This is a genomic window from Levilactobacillus muriae (assembly GCF_045862015.1).
Taxonomy (GTDB): domain Bacteria; phylum Bacillota; class Bacilli; order Lactobacillales; family Lactobacillaceae; genus Levilactobacillus; species Levilactobacillus muriae.
This window is the reverse complement of sequence record NZ_BAAFRU010000011.1, coordinates 1-17918: the sequence shown is the minus strand read 5'-3', so window position 1 is coordinate 17918 and position 17918 is coordinate 1. Positions and strand designations below refer to the sequence as shown.

Genomic DNA, 17918 nt, shown 5'->3' with positions numbered 1-17918 from the left:
TTGGGGGAGATTATTGTGACTTTACGCGATTATCATTTAACTTTACGCGACGTTTCGGACCAGCAACCGGAATATTTAGAGACCGTCTTTTCACTGGGAAACGGGCACTTTGGCGTCCGAGCCAACGACCCCATCAGTGGGAATCCGATTGCAGGAACTTTAATTAACGGTTTTTATGAAACCGCCCCTATCACGTATGGGGAGGCAGGCGTCGGCTATGCCAAGCAACACCAGACAATTCTAAACTTGCCAGATCTGCGGCACATCCACGTGTCAACCAGCTCTGGACACCAATTTACCCATAGTAAGCGGACGGCCGCGGATCTTGACCTCGGCACTGGGGAGTTGATGGAACACTATCAGATCAATACCGATCAGGGTGAAACTATCATGATGGGTGTTAAATCAGTGATCGGTCAGGAACAGACGAGCATGTGGAGCGCAGAATACACCTTCACAGCAGGGAACTACGCAAGTGGCTTACTGGTCAGTAAGTCAATCGCGGTACCTGCCGAAGCCGAAGCCATCATGTCGGCAGACCCGCGGAAGACACGAATGGCGGGCTTGCCTATTTGCGAAACGGAATTCGTTAGTCAGGACCTGCAGCGCTATCACGTGAAGACCCGGTTGACGAAGCAGGCTGTGACGATGTATCTGGGGATTCTACTCCCTCACGGCCAATTGCTCCAGCAGCCACTGGACTTGAGCGATGAGCAACCCCATAGTCTGGAGTACGCGGCATACGTGGGAACAGTCGGGAAGCACAATACGATTGATCCAGCCGCCATGTTTATGGCAAGTTCGCTAGCAACATTGACTGAAGACAGTCAGACGTTCTGGCAGGGTGTGTGGACTCGAAGTGAAGTGAGCGTGGGTGGCAACGATGAGTTGGATCTGGCGATTCACTACAACGTCTTCCAACTAAATCAAGCTGCCGGGCGTGATGGCCGGACAAATATTGCTGCCAAAGGGTTGAGCGGCGCCGGGTACGAAGGCCACTACTTCTGGGATACCGAAATGTATATGCTGCCGTACTTCACCTACACGAATCAACAGATGGCGCGGCAATTGCTGGTCTATCGCTATCAAACGTTACCGAAAGCGCGGGCACGGGCGCGCGCTCTGGGCGTTGACCAAGGGGCGCTATTTGCTTGGCGTACAATCAACGGTGAAGAGGCCTCGGCCTACTTCCCGGCTGGTACGGCGCAGTATCACATCGATGCTGACATTGCCTACGCGGTTGGCAAGTACTTTGAAATTACACGAGACTTGGACTTTGTCATCCAGTGTGGGTTTGAAATGGTACTGGAGACCGCACGTTTCTGGGAAAACTTTGGGTCTTGGCGGCAAGTCGGGGATGACTGTCGCTTTGAATTTCACACGGTAACTGGCCCAGATGAATACACCGCGTTAGTCAACAATAATTATTATACCAACCGTTTGGCTAAGCATAACTTTGAGTTAGTCGTTGAGTTGGCGCATCAGATGATGAAACGGTCCCCACAACTGCTGTCAAAATTTGGTCTGAGTGAAACTGATCTAGCTGTTTATCAAAATTTGGCCGATCACGTTTACTTGCCCTACAGTAGTGACTTAGAAATTAACGAACAGGACGATAGTTTCCTGGACAAGCCACGGTGGCCAGCGGAGAAGTCCACACCGGATAATTTTCCTCTGCTACTCCATTATCACCCGTTGACGATCTATCGGTATCAGGTGGCAAAACAGGCCGATACGTTACTGGCAGAGTACCTGTTCCCAGAAGACTTGTCGGCAGATCAACTGAAGCGGGAATACCGCTACTATGAAGGGGTGACGACCCACGATTCTTCCTTGTCGCGGTCGATCTTCAGTATCCTGGCGGCGCGGATGGGTGATACCGAAAAGGCTTACCGGTACTTCATGGATACGGCGCGGATGGACTTAGTTAACCTACAGAAAAATACTGCGGATGGCCTGCATTTGGCCAACCTCGGGGGAAGCTGGCTGGCGCTAGTGGCTGGATTCTCTGGCTTCTACGTGCAAGATGAGGTCGTGCACTTCGCTAACCACCTGCCAACGGAACTGAGCCGATTGACTTACCGAATGAAGATTGCCGAGAGCGTCTTGGAGATTGATCTGACGGCGGATAACTTGGATGTCACGGTCATCAGTGGGCCAATCCCAACTTACGGTGTCAGCGTTAACGGTGAACTGATTTCTTTAGTGAAGGTTAGCTAGCAAGAGCCGCTAGCTAACGATAATTGTGGGGTTGTCTGCGAGTTGGTTACGACGACAGAGTTGTTCTATTGCTCAGTGAGTCATTACTTGAACCATCGCAGAAAATAATGGGAGTCCCAGATGTTTGGGGCTCCTTTCGTGTTCAGGTGGCAATTGATAGCTTATTTTTTAACCACTCGAGCGTAGTGTATAATGACAACAGGTAAATTTCGGGAAAATGGTGAGCAATCGGAATGTCGTTATTAAAGTGGGAACTCACTTACTAATAATTAATAAATCAATGATTAAAACGGATTGGAGATTTGCAGGATGCGGTCACGTGAACAACAAATTCTTGAATGGATTAAGCAGAATCCAATGATTAGTCAAAATGAATTAGCCGAGTTGGCGGGAATCACACGTTCTGGAGTCGCTGCCCATATTTCCAATTTGGTTAAGAAAGGATTCTTGCAGGGCAAGGGATACATCGTCTCTCCGGAAAGCTATGTGGCCGTCGTGGGTGGGATTACGTTGGACATCTTTGGTATTCCTAATAGCGAGGTTATCGAGAAGAAATCAAACACGGGCGTCATTTATTCTGACGTTGGTGGCTTGGGACGAAACATTGCCGTTAACTTAACGAAGCTGAAAATTCCTAACTACTTCATCTCTGTTTACGGCCATGACTCGGCGGGAGAGGAATTCAAAAGGGACGCCCTAGAAAAAAATGTGGACATCACGTATTCCAAACAAATTTCGGGTGTGCCAACTTCACGGTATCTGTATATTAATCAGACCAGTGCCAAACGCATTTTTGGGGTAGATGATAGTCGCATCCACGATGAAATTACGCCAGATTTTTTGAAAGAACGCCTCAATATTTTGAATAATGCCGAGATGATTGTCGTTGACCCTAACTTACCAGAGGAAACAATTTCTTGGATTTATCAAAACTTTGATCAACCGATATTAGCGGACTCAATTAATAAAGTGAAGCGGCTAAAACAGGGAATTGCGGCACTTGATACGCTGGTGCTGAATGCCGATGAGTCTAAAGCGATTACGGACATTGAAGTCACAGATTATGAGACGGCAAAGGCCTGTGCCGATGAGCTACTTGCAATGGGTATTTCGACGGTATTTATCTATGATGCGCAAGTTGGTTTCTTTTATCAGACAAGTCGGGATGCCTTCTACTATCCCGTGACTGTCAAGCAAGTCCTGAACACAAACGGTGTTGGGGCAGCGGCGCTCGCTGCAATCGTGTATGCGCGTCGTGCGAAGCTAGATGATCAGCATACTGCAGTGCTTGTGAAGGCGGCGGCAGAGGCGACAATGACAACGTACTTGAACATTTTAGATGATATGAGTCCTAGCTTTCTTGAAGATCATGTTGAAAAATAGTAGAAGTGAAGGGTTAACCCGAAACCAGCGTTGGTTCCGGGTTAACCCTTTCTTATCGCACATTAAGTGAATTTGTGAACAAAAATCGATGGAACTGGTCGTTTTTGTAAACATTTGTTTATTACAATAAACAAATGTTTACAAAAGTAAAAATATATGTTATTCTCCATATACAGTAAGCGCTTACATATATAAAACACGGCTAAGCATTATTTTGAGTGAATTGATTGTGTCTTGATTGATATATTCGTGGGAAAGCAGGTTTGGCATGCTAGTTATTGAAGTTAAAGAGAGCGAGAATCTTCAGGAAGCGATCGATAAAGTTGCGCAGGGGGGCGGTGGCAGACTTGTCGTTATGCCAGGAGAATACCTGACGGGGCCGCTCGAGTTACCATCTAATCTGACAATGACCCTTCAAAAGGGAGCAGTCGTTAAGTTTAAAGATGATCCGATGCTCTATCCACCAGTGTGGACGCGCTGGGAAGGCGTGGAATGCTATGCCATGCATCCTTTACTCTATGCAGCGGGGAAACACAATATTGAAATTAATGGTGACGGCGTGATCGACGGTGCAGGTGCGAGCTGGTGGGAAAAGTTTAGAGGTATCGAGCAGGAAGATCGGGTTCTCCCAAGCGCACCATATGAACGGCGGTTAGCAGAATTGAACACGGATTATAGGACGCGAACGGGTGGTGGCGGGCGACCATCTACACAGTATCTACGGCCCCCGTTGGTTCAATTCTGGCAGTGTGAAGACATCGTCTTTGAGGGGATCACACTGAAGGACTCGCCATTTTGGACGTTACATATGGTCTATTCAAGTCACATTACGATTAAAAATATGACATTTTCAAATCCGGCCGACGCCATCAACACGGACGCGATGGATATTGATTCAAGCGAGAACGTGACGGTCAGTCATTGTCTGCTGGATGTCGGCGATGACGGGGTGACGTTGAAGTCTGGTTCCGGCAAGGATGGTATCCGCGTTAACCGGCCTACCAGGAACGTTAAAGTTTCAGATTGCAAGATTCTGGCCAGTCATGGTGGTATTGCCATCGGTTCTGAAACGGCTGCGGGGATTAGTGATGTGGAGGTTTCAAATTGTACCTTTGAGGGCACGCGTCGTGGGATTCGGTTGAAGTCACGGCGGACACGTGGGGGCACCATTAAAAATATTAAGTTACATGATTTAAAAATGGATGCTTGCTGGTGCCCCATTTCTTTGGAACAGTACTTTGCGCCAGGGGTATTGCCAACCGAGGAGGCCACGGTCTTGTCTAAAGAACCACAGCCGGTGGATGAAACGACGCCACACATTAAAAACATTGAAATCAAAGATATTACGGCAACAAATGTCCGAGCAACGGCAGCCTTTATTGTGGGCTTGCCAGAGGCAAATATTGAAAACGTAACTATTGAAAACTTTAACTGGTCTTTGGCTGATGAAGAGTGTTTATTGCCAACTGAACGCGCTGAAGAGACGGGGGGAAGGTTTCATGATGACAGTCGCGACATTAAAACCTTTAATGTCTCTAACCTGTCAGTAAACGGTGAGAAGCTGGGCTAACCAAAGATAGGAAGTTGGAGAAAAATGGAGACTCAGAAGAAACGGTGGGTTTATACGCCACATAAGATTTCTGTTTGGCGTTCTATTGGTTACGGGATTAATGATATGAATGGGGCGTCGTGGGGGACCTTAGTCGGGTCTTACCTGATGTTCTTCTTAACCACGTATGGTAAATTATCGGCGGCATCTGTTGGGATGCTGTTCCTGATTGGTAAATTTCTCAATGCCATTATGTCGATGTTGGCCGGATCGATTTCAGACCGGCTGTATGCCACTAAAATTGGTCGGCGGTTTGGGAGACGGCACTTGTTACTGTTAGTTGGGGCGTTGTTAACGATCATTTTCTTCCCAATGCTGTTTATTGTTGTGCCAGGTAGCTTCTGGTGGTACCTGATTGCCTTCGTTATGGTTGAAACGGCGAATGTGATTATCGGGACTGCCTATGAAACCTTAGCAACTGAAATGACGCCTAACGCGGACGACCGTGTTAAGATGTCTTCCATCCGGCTGTTTATTTCAGCGTTTGCCACGTTCTCAGTCTCCGCTTTGCCAGCAACATTATTAGCAGTATTGGGTGAAGGTGCCGAAGCCTACACCATTTCTGGGATTGTCTTTGGGATTGTTTTTGCGGTCTGCACGTTGATTACTTACCGCGCAACGTGGGAACATTCGCCGCAAGAAGTTGAAGACTTTGAAAGTGCCAACCGTTCAGCGGATGCAGAAAAAGAAAATAGCTTTGTGGGTTCCTTACGAGATTACTGGGAGATGTTACGGAACAAGTCTGCACGGTATATGGTGTCGATTTACTTCATGACGTACTTTGCCAAGGATTGTTTCTCAACAGCATTTTTGTACTATGTTGTCTTTGTTCTAGGACTCACGCAGACAATTGGACAAGGGATTACATCACTTTCCTTTATTGGGATGCTAGTGGTTCCCATTGCAGCGTATATGCTGATTAAGACCAAGAATCCCAAGGTGAACTGGTCAACTTCATTCAGCCTGATTTTCGTTGTCATGGCTGGTTTCTTCGTGCTATCCATGATGCATGGTAATCTGGGAAAGGGCACGACAATTATTGTCCTGATTACGTTGGGGGTTCTGTGGCAGATTGGCCGTCAGTTCTTGGAATACACAGCATGGCAAGTGATTCCATTAGTACCAGATGTCGATACGATTGTCTCCAGTAAATTACGGACGGGGACCTTCGCAGCTGTTCAATCATTTACCCGTCAATTAACGGGTGCTCTGGGTTCCGCGTTACTTGGGTTCATCTTACAATGGGGTGGCTTCAAGGAAGGGGCGTTGCATCAGACAGCTCAAGCCCAAGATGCCATCTTAATTGTTTTGATTCTAGTGCCAGTCATCGCGATTGCAATCGCTTGGTGGATGGTAGCACGTTTCAACCTGAATCAACGGACACATAAGATCTTACATGCTGAAATTGAACGTCTTCAGGCGGGTGGTAAGAAGGATGAGGTTGATCCACACACCAAGGCAGTTGTTGAAGACCTAACGGGTTACACCTGGGACAAGGTATGGCAAGAAAATAAATAATTAATTTATCGCCAAAAGGCACGTGATAAATCCGTTTGGATGACCGCGTGTCTTTTTGAGGTTACTAAAGTTAACTGAAGGTAACGAGGTACGAAGACGTTGATATACGCATTACTTAATGCTCGGCCATAATAATTGGTGGCCGTCTGCGTAGCCGTGAGTGAGCTAAATTTGGACTCAGCCGTGGGATTTTTAAAGTGGTTTTCTTTGAAAATGGCGACTTTGAGACGTGGATTTCGGCTCAAAGCGAGGTCAGAGACCGTTCTTTGGCTCGGACCGTCCTGCCCACCGCGTTCCAGTCCAAATTTGGCGAACGGCAAGGCGGCAGGCTTGTAACCACAGTGTATGGGCATGGGTTGAGCGAATGGGCGATCACGGCTATACTAAGCGCAGACAGAAATTCAGGAGGTTTTCAACTTATGTCCTTTACCATTAATCCTGCGCAAGCCGCAGATTTAGATCAAATCATGATCATTGAGCACGCCGGTTTCTCACCAGCCGAGGCCGCGACATCCGCCAGTATGGCTGAGCGCATTGCCCTGATTTCCGACACCTTTCTTGTCGCCAAGCAGGGCGAGGAGGTTGTCGGTTACGTGGTTGGTCCGGCCTTTGGCCAGCGTTATTTGACCGATGCACTCTTCGAAAAGTCTACGCCCAATACGACCGAGGACGCGTATCAGACCGTGCTGAGTCTCGCCGTGAGCCCCGACCATCGTGGAGCCGGCATCGCCAGTCACTTACTAACGGCTCTCGCCACCGTCGCGCGTCAGCAACGGCGCCAAGGGATCACGCTGACTTGTCTCAAACGACTCGTTCCCTTCTATGAGGCCAACGGCTATGTCAACGAGGGCGTTTCTGCCTCCACCCATGCCGGCGAGACTTGGTACAACTTGGTCCTGCCACTAGCCGACTAGCTTGAGGCCCATTACGGCAATCAGGATAATGCCGACCCAGAGTAGCTTACGCCAGTTTCGAGATTCGCCGAAGAAAAGCATCCCCGTCAGGACACCACCGGCCGCGCCGATTCCGGTCCAGATGGCGTAGGCCGTGCCCATCGGCAGCGTCTGCAGGGCGAGGTCAAGGAAGCCAAAGCTGAGGCCGTAGCCGATGACCATTGCTAGCCAGAGAGGCCAGGTGTGGCGTTGCAGGGCCCAGTTCATAAAAGTGACACCGAGCATTTCACAAAGGCCCGCGATAACTAAGAAAAGCCATGCCATGTTAGGACTCCTCTCTGGCGGTGACCATTTGAAGACCGCCAATACCAATGAGCAGTAGAAAAATGAGGGCGACCTTGACCAGACTGACCGGTTCGCCAAAGGCCAGAACACCCGTGACCGTGGTGCCGAGTGTGCCCAGTCCCACGAAGACCGCGTAGGCCGTTCCGGCCGGCAGAACTTCACCAGCCTTAATCAGAAAGTAGAAGCTGAGAGTGACGGCGAGCGCAGTCAGCCCCCATTCCCAGAAGGTGGCGGCGTGCTTGAAGCCCACGACCCAACCGACCTCAAATATTGCGCCATACACGACGCGTAACCAATGTTTTAACATGTTTGTTCCTCCTAATTAATTCAAAAAAAGCCTGAGAAATGTTGTCTTAACGACGACATCTCCCAGGCTTTTTCCCTTCCGTGTCTACGGGACCCCCCGTAGGTTCCCTCTCGGACCAGTCCTGCAGACGCAGCGGAACCCTAGAGAACAGAATATGCGATTGATTCGGTAGCATTAGCTTAGCACGGATGACGGTCTGAGGCAACCAAGCTGTATGAAAATGATAAGTAAATCCTTTCACCAGAGCGCGAATTCACCCATCAAGTGACGTATTTCACTAAAAATGCAATTGATTACATTTCCGTCATACGTCACTTTGCCGGCCTTTTCTGAAAACTTGAGCGCGAAAAAGACGCATAAAATCGCTAATCCCGATGCTATACTGAAAACGATTTAAAAATGGCTGTTACGGTCATTAATCACTTGGTAATTAGACGCCGCGGGTCACGACCCCGCGGCCATACATGGAGGTAACAACTATGCAACTCGGAAGTATTGAAGCTGGCGGAACAAAATTTGTTTGTGCAATCGGTAACGAAGATTATCGCACGGATAACCGGGTGATTATTCCCACCACCACGCCAGAAGAAACGTTAAGTCAATGTATCGCTTACTTTAAACAATACCCAGATTTAAAAGCCATCGGAATTTCTTCCTTTGGTCCCATCGAACTCCGGCGTAACGCCCCTAAGTACGGGTACGTGACGGATACGCCGAAGGCCCACTGGTCCAACACCGACTTCTTGGGCCGGCTCAAGAAGGACTTGGACGTGCCGATGGCGTGGACGACCGATGTGAACGGGTCCGCTTACGGTGAATACGTGGTCTCCACGCTGTTCAACGAAAAGATCAATTCACTGGTCTACTTCACGATTGGAACTGGCGTTGGTGCCGGGGCTATTGTGGACGGTAAGTTTGTCGGCTCGATGGGCCATCCTGAAATGGGTCACGTCCGGTTGAAGCGGCATCCTGATGACCTCGACTTCAAGGGTATCTGCCCGTTCCACGGCGATTGTCTGGAAGGGTTGGTCAGTGGGCCAACGTTTGAAGCCCGGATCGGCAAGCACGGTCACGAAGTCCCAATGACCGATCATGTCTGGGATATTATGGCTTATTACGTGGCTCAGGCAGTCTTACAGGAAACGTTGATGTTACGCCCCGACAAGATCATCTTCGGTGGTGGTGTCGTCAGCGAAGCCTTCCTCGTTAAGGTACGCGCCGAATTCACGAAGCTCCTCAACGGTTACGTTGATGTGGGCAACATTGAAGATTACATTGTGATGCCTTCCGTAAAGGAAAATGGTTCAGCTACGCTAGGCGACTTCGCCTTAGCACTCAAAGAATACAACAAATAAGAGAGGAAGAATTACCTTATGAAAGCCTTAGTCTTAACTGGAACGAAAAAAATGGAGATTCAAGATTTACCTACCCCAGAAGTAAAACCTAACGAAGTATTGGTCGACACCGCCTATGCTGGTATCTGTGGGACCGACCGCGCACTGTACGCAGGTCTTCCCGGTTCAGCCGATGCTGTTCCACCAATCGTCTTGGGCCACGAAAACTCCGGTGTCGTTGCCGCTATTGGTAGCGAAGTGACCAACGTTAAAGTTGGCGATCGCGTGACCGTGGACCCTAACATCTACTGTGGTGAATGCGAATACTGCCGGACTGACCGTCCAGAACTGTGCGACAACTTATCTGCCGTTGGCGTTACCCGCGATGGTGGTTTGGAAAAGTCATTCACAGCACCAGCCTCGGTTGTTTACCCACTGCCTGACAGTGTTTCATTGAAGGCCGCTGCAACGACTGAACCAATCTCTTGTGCAGTCCACGGGGTAAAATTATTGGACTTAACGCCTTATCAAAAGGCCTTGGTCATCGGTGATGGTTTCATGGGGCAATTGTTTGTGCAATTATTACAAGCTTACGGTGTTCACCAAGTGGATTTTGCTGGGTTAAACGACAAGAAGTTAGCCTTCAACAAGGAAAAGTTTGGCGTGACCAACACTTACAACACGAAGCACGACAGCATTCCTGCCGACTACGACGTCGTTATCGAAGCCGTTGGATTGCCACAAACGCAGGAACAAGCTGTTGAAGCAACCAAGAAGGGCGCACAAGTCTTGATGTTTGGCGTTGGAAAGCCAGACCAAACCTTCTCCATGAACACTTACGAAGTTTACCAAAAGCAATTGAAGATCCAGGGGGCCTTCATCAACCCATACGCCTTCGAAGATGCGATTGCTTTGCTAGCCAGCGGCCAATTGGATGTTGAATCTTTGATCAGCCACGAAGTTAGCTTAGAACAAGTTGAAGATGTCTTGAATGGCAAGGTTGCAGGTGTCAGCAAGGCTGTTGTCAAAGTCAGCGACTAGTAAAGGTAAGGGATAATTGTGAAAGTTGAAACAGCAACTGATTTGAACGAAGGGGCTGAAACAATGGATGTCACCAGTAATGGGCGGACAATCTCGATGGGCAAAGCCATTGCCTACTTCGCATTATCACTAGTGATCAATTCGGCCGGAAATGTGCTGACGTTGGTCACTAGCGCCAAGATTCACCCGTCCTTTCTAGGGGCGGCCTATTGGTCAGCAGCCGAAGCCAACTTAGGGACCGCGTTTCACTGGAATTTATTCTGGGCATTTCTGATCATGGGGTTCTTGACGGCCGTGTTGAATGCCGTTCTGATTCACCACTGGGATTGGAAACGAATTGCCGGAAACATGGTCTTCATGGTGCCATTCTCCGCTTTGATTCAAGTGTTTGAAGACTTCTTCGATGGAAAGTATCCGGCGTTATTTGCTGGCCTACCAGAAGCTCATAGTATGGGGATGATCATCCTGTATATTGGACTGAACTTCTTAGGGGTTGCTTTCATTGCCGTTGCCATTTCCATCTATCAACGGGTCAACCTGGTGTTGCATCCCGCCGATGATTTAATGCAGATTCTGCGGTTCCGCTACTTCAAGGGGAACGCTGCCAAGGCGATGTGGGCGTCCTACATTCCACCGACCATCATGGCTATCGTGGCCGTGATTATCACGCATACTTTCGTGAACTTTGGTTTGGGTACAGTCTTTGCTTTCCTGGCCCAAGGTGGCATTACCGGGATTGCCGACAAGACGATCTTCCCGAAGCTGAAACACCAAGCAGTTGACGTTGGAAAAATTGACGATTAGACAAAGGAGCAATTAACTTATGGCAGTACAAGATTTCATTACCGGCATTCAACACGTCGGGATTCCTTCAAGTGATTTAGACAAGACGATTGCCTTTTACAAGTCTATTGGATTCGAACAGGCAGGGTTATTTCCTAACGGCGATAACCGGTGTGCCTTCATGCGGTTAGGCAATCTGACGATTGAAACTTGGGAGGGCGATCCCACCAATCCCCAAGCCGGTGCCATCAACCATATTTCACTGAACACGACCAATATCGATCAAGCCTTTGCAGCTGCTAAGGAACAGGGGTTAGATCTGGTAAACGATGAAATTCAATCCATTCCAACTTTCTGGAACAACGGGATTCGTTTCTTCAATATTCTCGGTCCCAACCACGAAACAATTGAATTTTGCCAAATCTTGGCATAGGTTTACATCCGGCTAGAGAGTTTAAAAGAAGTTTATTAGGGGGAAAGGTCCTCGCCGATTGCGGCGAGGACCTTTTGTGTCATAGCTGAAGGTTGAAAGTCCAAGTACACCTAGAAAGGTCCAGCTAACAGAGATTTAATCTACAAAATTAGGTGGAAGTGTGCCAGGAATTCCGGCGTCTGTGGGGACCGCCTGCGGCCTGAGAAGCGGTCCTCCGGCTCGGTTTGAAGCCTGCCAAAAATCGTCAGTCTCCAAACACGTCCCACGCTGTAAGCTGGTTTCCAGCTAACACCGTCGACACAGCTACCTGCATCTCTGGCCGCCTCCGGTTATGATTTGTTCTGTAATATAACATCAAGGTGACAATCGCTGGACTGGCGACTGCCTAATTTTAGTCTCATTATCGTTGTTGTAACAGTCATAATGGGTATTTTAGATCTTTCAATCTTCAAGTCATAGTTAAAAGTTGTCGTGTTGCCTGCGGCTGATTTGATTTTCAGCCAGGACAGATGCTGGTCCTAGACGATTAGTCACCTTTAATGATAGCAGCTAAAGAAAACGATTTCATCGCCTACACGACACTTGCAAACTCACCCATATTGTTTTCCGTCAGCTGTCGTTACCAGGAATGTAGGCTGAGATGTACGAAAAATGTAATCGATTACATTTGGGCCACGCTGAGCTGTGTTTAGGCTTTCTGAAAATTTATGGTTGGTGAAAGGGCCCTATTCAAGGGAGGTCTGATGTTATACTGAAAGCGCTTTAAAGGTGAACGGGCTAAGGATTCACAGTCCTGTAATTATGTGTTGTGGGTTACGACCCCGACGAAAGATGGAGGCAATATGTATGCAACTCGGCAGTATTGAAGCTGGGGGAACGAAATTCGTGTGTGCCATTGGTAATGAAGATTACCGGGTACAGGACAAGGTACGGATTTCGACGACGACCCCTGAAGAAACGTTAAGTCAAACTATCGCCTATTTCAAGCGGTTCCCGGATGTTAAGGCCATCGCAATTTCGTCGTTTGGTCCCATTGAACTCCGACACAATTCACCGAAGTACGGGTATATTACGAATACGCCTAAGAAGGGCTGGGCTGACACGGACTTCGTGGGGCGGCTCAAGCAAGACCTCGATGTCCCTATGTTCTGGACGACCGACGTGAATGGGTCTGCTTACGGCGAATATGTCATGTCGACGCTCTTCAATGAGCAGATCAACTCGTTGGTCTACTTCACCATTGGGACAGGCGTTGGAGCTGGCGCAATCATCAATGGTGACTTCATCGGGAGTCTTGGTCATCCTGAGATGGGTCACGTCCGGCTGAAACGCCACCCCGATGATTTAGACTTCCCTGGGATTTGCCCATTTCACGGCGATTGTCTGGAGGGACTGGTCAGTGGTCCGACATTCGATGCACGGCTGGGGAAACCTGGTAAGGACGTGCCGCTGACGGATCACGTCTGGGATATCATGGCGTATTATGTCGCGCAAGCCGCTTTGCAGGAAACGTTGATGCTGCGACCCGACAAGATTGTTTTCGGTGGTGGGGTCGTTAGCGAAGGCTTCCTGGTCAAGGTTCGCACCGAATTTGCCAAATTGTTAAATAACTACGTCGATGTTGGCAAACTCGAGGATTATATCGTGATGCCGGCGGTTAAAAATAATGGTTCTGCAACGATGGGTGATTTTGCCCTCGCACTTAAGGAATACAAAAAGTAGAAAGGGAGATTTCAATTATGAAAGCCTTAGTCTTAACTGGAACGAAACAAATGGAGATTCAAGATTTGAAGAAGCCAGAAGTTAACGCAAATGAGGTCTTAGTCAACACCGCTTACGCTGGTATCTGTGGGACCGATCGTGCGTTGTATGCGGGTCTTCCAGGCTCTGCGAATGCCGTTCCACCAATTGTCTTAGGTCATGAAAACTCCGGAATCGTTGCGGCTATCGGAAGTGATGTCACCAACGTCAAGGTTGGCGATCGGGTCACTGTTGACCCTAACATCTACTGTGGCCAATGCAAGTACTGCCGGACGGATCGCCCAGAACTCTGTGACAATCTGTCAGCCGTTGGGGTGACCCGTGATGGTGGTCTGGAAGAATCCTTTACCGCACCATCTTCTGTGGTTTACCCCATTCCCGAAAGTGTCTCGTTGAAGGATGCAGCGACGACTGAACCCCTCTCCTGTGCCGTTCATGGGATGAGCCTGATCGACGTTAAGCCTTATCAAAAGGCCTTGGTTATTGGTGATGGGTTCATGGGCCAGTTATTTGTGCAACTCTTACAAGCTTATGGCGTTCACCAGGTGGACTTTGCCGGGATCATCGATGAAAAGTTAGCCTTCAACAAGGAAAACTTTGGCGTTACCAACACTTACAACACCAAGCGTGACAGCATTCCTGCCGACTACGATGTGGTTATTGAAGCCGTCGGGTTACCGCAAACACAGGAACAAGCCGTTTCCGCTACCAAGAAGGGTGCACAGGTCCTGATGTTCGGGGTCGGTAAGCCAGATCAGACCTTCTCTATGAATACGTATGAAGTCTATCAAAAGCAATTGAAGATTCAAGGCGCCTTCATCAACCCATACGCCTTCGAAGATGCTATTGCGCTATTGGCCAGTGGTGAAGTGGACGTTGACGCTTTGATCAGTCACGAAGTTAGTTTGGAACAAGTTGAAGATGTCCTTAACGGTAAAATCAAGGGTGTCAGCAAGGCCGTCGTCAAGGTCGGCAACAACTAGTAAAGGTAAGGGATAATTATGAGAGCTGAAGCAGTCAGTCAAATCAACGATGGCGCGCAGAGTCGTGACGTCGACAGTGGCCGAACGCTATCGATGTCAAAGTCGTTAGCCTTCTTCGCCCTGTCGATCGTGATCAACTCGGCTGGAAACGTCCTCACGTTAGTCACTAGCGCCAAGATTCACCCGTCATTTTTGGGAGCGGCTTACTGGTCAGCAGCGGAGGCCAATCTCGGCGCAGCCTTTCACTGGAACCTGTTCTGGGCGTTCCTGATTTTAGGATTTCTGACCGCCGCGTTAAATACCGTGCTAATCCATCACTGGGACTGGAAACGGATTGCCGGGAACATGGCCTTCATGGTGCCATTCTCCGCGTTGATTCAAGTCTTTGCCGACTTTTTCAACGGGAAGACCGCCATGTTTGCGGGCCTGCCCGATGCACATAGCGCGGGGATGGTCGCCGGATACATTACCCTGAACTTCTTGGGGGTGGCGTTGATTGCCATTGCTATCTCGATTTACCAGCGCGTCAACTTGGTCTTGCATCCCGCCGATGATTTAATGCAGATTCTGCGGTTCCGTTACTTCAAGGGAAACGCGTCCAGAGCGATGTGGGCGTCCTACATTCCACCGACCATTATGGCCATCATTGCCTTATTGATCACGCATTCGTTTGTCAACTTTGGTTTGGGAACGGTCTTTGCCTTCCTGGCGCAAGGTGGGATTACTGGGATTGCCGATCGGGTGATCTTCCCGAAGCTGAAACACCAACAGGTCGATGTCGGTAAGTAATGGTTACGGAAATTTTCAAAGGAGCGTTAGATATGTCAGTTAGTGCGTATATTACTGGGATTCAGCACGTGGGAATTCCGTCAATTGATTTGGATGCCACCATGGCTTTCTACAAGTCACTGGGTTTCACCCAGGCCGGACTCTTTCCCAATGGTCAAAACCGCTGTGCTTTCATGCGACTCGGTAATTTGACGATTGAAACTTGGGAGGGCGATCCCACTAATCCAACGGCGGGCGCCATCAACCACATTTCGTTGAATACAACAGATGTCGATCAGGCTTTTGCTGCGGCTAAGGAACAGGGCTTGGATCTTGTCAACGATGAAGTACAGTCGATTCCGTCGTTCTGGGATCACGGGATTCGGTTCTTCAACATTCTGGGTCCCAACCACGAGACCATCGAGTTCTGCCAGATCTTAGATTAAGGATTTAGGTCTAAAGATTGAAAGCCAAAATGTTTGCGTTACTCTTACGACAGTAGGAATTAGCACGGCTAAATTAGTGAAAACAGCCGCACTCCGGCCGCCAGGGATTCCGCTTGCTGTGGGGAACGCCTCCAGCCAAAGGACGGGCTTCCAGCTCGCCTGAAAGCCGCCAAGTGCAGGCGTCTCTCAGGTCGTCCCACGATGTAAGCTAACATCGTCGACACGGCTAGCTCCATCCCTGGCCGCCTCCGGCTCTGATTGTGCGCCTCAATTTCAATCGCTGAATCCCATGTGGTTCCTAAAGTTTAAGAACAAGTCAACAACGCTTTTAGAAATATAATCCATGTTTCCTCAGACCAACTATGGTAGCCAAGAGGTCGGCAGATATGGGCTCAGGCGCGTCGTTCTACTTAGTCAGGGGGTGATTTCCCCGCTGGCTTAGTAGAAAACCAAGCTTGGAAACTCGGTACTTTCGACGCTTCAAGTTGTGTTCGCACCGATCCAGCCCATATCTGCCGGCCGGTAAGGCGATGGTTGGCCAACGTTGCCTAATTTTAGGCTCAGTAGCGTTGTGGCACCAGTCATAATGAGTACTTTGGAACTTTTAACCTTCAGAACCTAACTATTAGCTAAGTTGTCATAGGTGCTCCTTCGGCGGTCAAGCTTTAGTCGTGTCAGAGTTGTAATCTGCTATGAAAAAATTCAGTTAGTGACTAAGAAATCCTCGTCGATAACGGCGAGGATTTTGGTGTGGCTTATTTAATACGAGTTAGGCAGAATTCCCTCGTTTTCAAACAAGGGATGAATGCCATCATGCCTTTCGTTGCTTTATGATATAGTCTTCCACAGTCTCCTTGCTCATGTCACCAAGCGTACTCATGAAGTAACTAGGAGACCAGAGATGTCCACCCCAAATCTTTTGACTTTTTATCTCGGGATGTCATTCAAAGAACAAGTGCGCTGCCCCTCCCTCTTTGGCATTGTAAACGCCTCGTGTCGGTACTTAGTGACCCAGACCAAGTGGAAATGAAAGTTATAAACATAGACTCGTTCGTGAATAGAACTTACAATATTATCACTCATATGTAACCTCTATAAATATTATTATAAGTTGTTCTGCTATGGATACAGTATACTCATATGATATGCTAGGCTCAAGTAAAAGGAGGTGGCAGGCTATGGCGAAAACGATGGCGCAATTACCCTATCATTACGGGGTTAAGGTCCGAATCTTCCCTTCAACTGAACAGAAGCGTCTAATCAAGCGCAATAGTGATGCTAGTCGGTTTATTTACAACCAGATGAATGGGATGAACAATGAGCTATTCTGGTTAAAGCAAGTAAAGATTCCCATCACAATCGTCTTGGACCGAATAGCTGATTTGACGGAGCGTCTGAAGAAACCGTCAACTGCAATCTCTAATAGTCATGGTTGGCTAAACCATCCAGATTTTGACAGCCTGATGAAGGCCAATGCTATCAAAAATTACAAGACGGCCTGGAAGTTATTCCACCAAGTTCATCAGGCAGGGACTCCCAAGTTTCATAAGCGTGGTTATACTCAGAGGTATCAAACGTCGTGCCTTTACAGTACAAAGGTGAACGTACCATCTATGAACAATGGGAGTGTCAGATTCACTGATGCACGCCATCTATGGTTGCCCAAGTTAGGACGTCTCAGGTTCAAGGGGCTTCCATTGAAGATTTTAGAACGAGCCGCTGATATTAGAATTGGAACGACGACGGTCTCAATGGATGCGGCGGGCCATTACTTCGTGTCCCTACAAATTGGGTCTGAACATGCCTTTGCTACCAAACAGCCAGCTACTAAATCTGAGGTTGGCATTGATCTAAACCTTGACAATTTTTTGACGGATTCCAATGGACAGGTGATTGATAACCCGCGTTACTACCGAATGATTAAGGGTAAACTGGCCAAGGCACAACGAAAACTGTCTCGGCGGGCTAGACGGGCTAAAAAGATGCATCGACGCTTGTCAGATTCACGAAACTACCAAAGACAACGGCTATTGGTGGCTAAATTACAGCTTAAAGTTGCCAACCAACGTCAAAACTTTCTGCACCACGTCTCTA

General features: G+C 48.5%; 16 protein-coding genes, 1 pseudogene and 1 riboswitch. Of the genes and pseudogenes, 14 read left to right on the top strand and 3 right to left on the bottom strand.

Annotated elements, in window-relative coordinates; genetic code table 11:
* Positions 1-15: 15 nt before the first annotated feature.
* The 5 genes from ACKTSF_RS09105 (at position 16) to ACKTSF_RS09085 (ending at position 7644) form a co-directional block, all read left to right on the top strand.
* Entirely contained in the window at positions 16-2220 is a 2205-nt protein-coding gene (locus ACKTSF_RS09105) for a glycoside hydrolase family 65 protein (RefSeq protein WP_407888708.1), read from the top strand.
* 309 nt (positions 2221-2529) lie between these two features.
* Positions 2530-3603, top strand: coding sequence for a PfkB family carbohydrate kinase (locus ACKTSF_RS09100; RefSeq protein ID WP_407888706.1), 1074 nt, complete (start codon positions 2530-2532; stop codon positions 3601-3603).
* A gap of 268 nt (positions 3604-3871) precedes the next feature.
* Positions 3872-5173 (top strand): glycoside hydrolase family 28 protein, encoded by a 1302-nt coding sequence (locus tag ACKTSF_RS09095; protein ID WP_407888704.1) that lies wholly within the window; start codon positions 3872-3874, stop codon positions 5171-5173.
* Positions 5174-5197: 24 nt separating this feature from the next.
* Positions 5198-6730: an MFS transporter gene (locus tag ACKTSF_RS09090; RefSeq protein ID WP_407888702.1), complete on the top strand. Its 1533-nt coding sequence runs from the start codon at positions 5198-5200 to the stop codon at positions 6728-6730.
* A 419-nt stretch (positions 6731-7149) separates the two neighbouring features.
* Positions 7150-7644: a GNAT family N-acetyltransferase gene (locus ACKTSF_RS09085; protein WP_407888700.1), complete on the top strand. Its 495-nt coding sequence runs from the start codon at positions 7150-7152 to the stop codon at positions 7642-7644.
* Here ACKTSF_RS09085 and ACKTSF_RS09080 read toward each other — a convergent pair.
* Both ACKTSF_RS09080 and ACKTSF_RS09075 read right to left on the bottom strand, forming a co-directional pair.
* Positions 7633-7947: a DMT family transporter gene (locus ACKTSF_RS09080; protein WP_407888698.1), complete on the bottom strand. Its 315-nt coding sequence runs from the start codon at positions 7945-7947 to the stop codon at positions 7633-7635. The genes ACKTSF_RS09085 and ACKTSF_RS09080 overlap by 12 nt on opposite strands.
* Position 7948: 1 nt before the next feature.
* On the bottom strand, positions 7949-8275 hold the full coding sequence (locus ACKTSF_RS09075) for a DMT family transporter (RefSeq protein WP_407888696.1): 327 nt from the start codon (positions 8273-8275) through the stop codon (positions 7949-7951).
* 57 nt (positions 8276-8332) lie between these two features.
* Positions 8333-8430: riboswitch (guanidine-I (ykkC/yxkD leader) on the bottom strand.
* A gap of 324 nt (positions 8431-8754) precedes the next feature.
* Here ACKTSF_RS09075 and scrK (ACKTSF_RS09070) point away from each other — a divergent pair.
* From scrK (ACKTSF_RS09070) to ACKTSF_RS09035, 8 genes are all read left to right on the top strand, one after another.
* Positions 8755-9630, top strand: coding sequence for a fructokinase ScrK (gene scrK / locus ACKTSF_RS09070; protein ID WP_407888694.1), 876 nt, complete (start codon positions 8755-8757; stop codon positions 9628-9630).
* An 18-nt stretch (positions 9631-9648) separates the two neighbouring features.
* Positions 9649-10650, top strand: coding sequence for a zinc-dependent alcohol dehydrogenase family protein (locus tag ACKTSF_RS09065; RefSeq protein ID WP_407888692.1), 1002 nt, complete (start codon positions 9649-9651; stop codon positions 10648-10650).
* Positions 10651-10713: 63 nt separating this feature from the next.
* Positions 10714-11454 carry a DUF6198 family protein gene (locus ACKTSF_RS09060; protein WP_407888885.1) on the top strand — a complete coding sequence of 247 codons (741 nt, stop codon included), beginning with the start codon at positions 10714-10716 and terminating at the stop codon, positions 11452-11454.
* Between the two features lie 19 nt (positions 11455-11473).
* Positions 11474-11866 (top strand): VOC family protein, encoded by a 393-nt coding sequence (locus tag ACKTSF_RS09055; protein ID WP_407888690.1) that lies wholly within the window; start codon positions 11474-11476, stop codon positions 11864-11866.
* A gap of 846 nt (positions 11867-12712) precedes the next feature.
* Positions 12713-13588 carry a fructokinase ScrK gene (scrK, locus tag ACKTSF_RS09050; protein ID WP_407888688.1) on the top strand — a complete coding sequence of 292 codons (876 nt, stop codon included), beginning with the start codon at positions 12713-12715 and terminating at the stop codon, positions 13586-13588.
* Positions 13589-13605: 17 nt separating this feature from the next.
* Positions 13606-14610 carry a zinc-dependent alcohol dehydrogenase family protein gene (locus tag ACKTSF_RS09045; protein WP_407888686.1) on the top strand — a complete coding sequence of 335 codons (1005 nt, stop codon included), beginning with the start codon at positions 13606-13608 and terminating at the stop codon, positions 14608-14610.
* An 18-nt stretch (positions 14611-14628) separates the two neighbouring features.
* A complete protein-coding gene (locus ACKTSF_RS09040; protein WP_407888684.1) occupies positions 14629-15399 on the top strand; it encodes a DUF6198 family protein in 771 nt (256 codons plus the stop codon).
* Between the two features lie 32 nt (positions 15400-15431).
* Positions 15432-15824 (top strand): VOC family protein, encoded by a 393-nt coding sequence (locus tag ACKTSF_RS09035; RefSeq protein WP_407888682.1) that lies wholly within the window; start codon positions 15432-15434, stop codon positions 15822-15824.
* Positions 15825-16635: 811 nt separating this feature from the next.
* Here the strand turns inward: ACKTSF_RS09035 and ACKTSF_RS09030 are convergent.
* A pseudogene (locus tag ACKTSF_RS09030) lies at positions 16636-16907 on the bottom strand (transposase).
* A gap of 95 nt (positions 16908-17002) precedes the next feature.
* On the opposite strand from ACKTSF_RS09030, the gene ACKTSF_RS09025 reads away from it, so the two are divergent.
* The coding region (locus tag ACKTSF_RS09025) for an RNA-guided endonuclease InsQ/TnpB family protein (RefSeq protein WP_407888680.1) at positions 17003-17918 on the top strand (916 nt) is incomplete at its 3' end.